The sequence below is a fragment of the Burkholderia sp. E168m23 genome, from assembly GCF_016586125.1.
Classification (GTDB): Bacteria; Pseudomonadota; Gammaproteobacteria; order Burkholderiales; family Burkholderiaceae; genus Burkholderia; species Burkholderia orbicola.
Window position 1 is genome coordinate 1 of sequence record NZ_BCPP01001170.1, and the last position, 1,863, is coordinate 1,863.

Annotated in this window: 1 protein-coding gene; it reads right to left on the bottom strand. The window is 63.2% G+C overall.

Going from position 1 to position 1,863, the window contains the following annotated elements; translation table 11 throughout:
* Positions 1 to 87: 87 nt before the first annotated feature.
* Positions 88 to 1,455, bottom strand: coding sequence for a group II intron reverse transcriptase/maturase (gene ltrA / locus JMF90_RS35295; RefSeq protein ID WP_011548086.1), 1,368 nt, complete (start codon positions 1,453 to 1,455; stop codon positions 88 to 90).
* Positions 1,456 to 1,863 lie beyond the last annotated feature (408 nt).

A 1,863-nucleotide genomic window follows, 5' to 3' on the forward strand; every position in this document is an offset into this window, starting at 1 on the left:
AATCGGCATAGGGGACGACCATGAGGCCGTACCCCTGCCACACCACCCGGCATGCGGGTCCGCACCGGGCGGTTCGGGAAGTTGAGGTTATGAGAGTCGGGGCACACCCAGCCGGTCGAAGTACGCGAGGGTCAATACGCTATTCAGGAGCTTGCCGCTATTACGCCACCAGCGACAGCTGTTCGCCGCCACCTGTTGCGCCACAGCGGACGGTGCGCCCAGCGCACGCAGTTCCCGGTAGATGGTCGGACCGCGGCGCCAGTGTTTGAGCTGGATGACACGCAGCCGGTGACGCATCCACTTGTCCAGATCCAGCCAGACTCGTGGCGTCTGCGCCATCCGGAAGTACGCCTTCCAGCCCAATACATAAGGCCGTAACCGTTCCACCACGTCCTTCATGCTGCGCCCGCCGCTACGGCCGGTCAGTTCACGAATGCGGCGTTTGAACGCCAGCAGCGATCTGGCCGCCACCTTGCGCTTGATGACACCGCCGGACGCTACCCATAGGCTGTAGCCCAGAAACTTGCGACCGAACACACTGGCGACTGCGCTTTTGGTCTCGTTGACCTTCAACCGCAGTTGCCCATACAGACGACGCAGCAGCGCCATCACCCGCTCGCCAGCACGGCGGCTACGAACATAGACATTCGCATCGTCGGCATAGCGCGCGAAGCAGTGGCCTCGCCGCTCCAGTTCCTTGTCCACCTCATCGAGCAACACGTTGGCCAGCAACGGCGATAGCGGCCCGCCCTGTGGCGTGCCCTGTTCGCGCTGCTGAACCACGCCGCCATCCATGATGCCGCTGTTCAGATACGCCCGGATCAGCCAGATCACGCTGGCGTCCCCAATACGTTTCTGCAGTCGGTCGATCAGGATGTCGTGGTTGACCCGGTCGAAGAACTTCTCCAGATCAACATCCACCACGATTCGCCGACCCGACTGCACGTACGACTGCGCGGCAAGCACCGCATCGTGCGCACGCCGTCCAGGCCGGAAGCCGTAGCTGTGCTCGCTGAAGCCAGGGTCCAGAACCGGTTGCAGCACCTGCAGCAGCGCCTGCTGGATCAGCCGGTCCGTCACCGTCGGGATGCCAAGCTCGCGCTCGCCTCCGTCCGGTTTCGGAATCGTCACCCGCCGTACCGGACTGGGCCGGTACGTCCTCTTCAGCAACTGTTCACGGATCGCGGGCCACGCCGTCACCAGATGGCGCGACGTCTGGTCAATATCCAGACCGTCCACGCCAGCGGCTCCCTTGTTGGCCCGTACCCGTTTGAACGCCTGCTTCAGGTTCTCCCTCGTCAGCGCCGCCATCAGCAGCGGTGACCCTGTGTCCCCGGATTCATGGCGCGGGCAACAGCCTTCGTCGCTCACGGGCATAGACGCAGCTTCACCGCGTATGCTTCCCGCTCGCCCCGCTCGCACGGGCATCTGACGCATTGCCTGTCGCATCGACATGACGCTGGACACTCCTTCCCGTTCGGCCCTTCGTCACCAGCTTCAGCCTCATCGACCTGTCCTGTGACTACTACGACCTCTGCTGACTTCTCGCTCCGGCTCGACGCCGTCGCCCTTTCAGGCATAAGGCGAGATCTCCCCAGGTAAGAGCGCACTCCTTCATCGCACAACCGCCGCATTTACGCTGCTTCGCCTTGGTCACGAGAGCTTCGCGGTGCGTTGCCCGCTCGCCCTGCACGGCAGCGCCTTCTATGCAGTTCTTGTCCATCGGCTCACGATTTACGCTCCACGCTTCCTCTCCACATTCGGTCGCCCTCATGCAGTTGCGCTTCACTTCATTCGCTGTGACCAGCTTATGGCGGGACTTGCACCCGCAGGAGTGCGCCCATGCTGGGCGCACAACGACAA

Coding starts and splice junctions, on each gene's coding strand:
- ltrA (WP_011548086.1), bottom strand. CDS start 1,455: ATGTCGATGCGACAGGCAATGCGTCAGATGCCCGTGCGAGCGGGGCGA.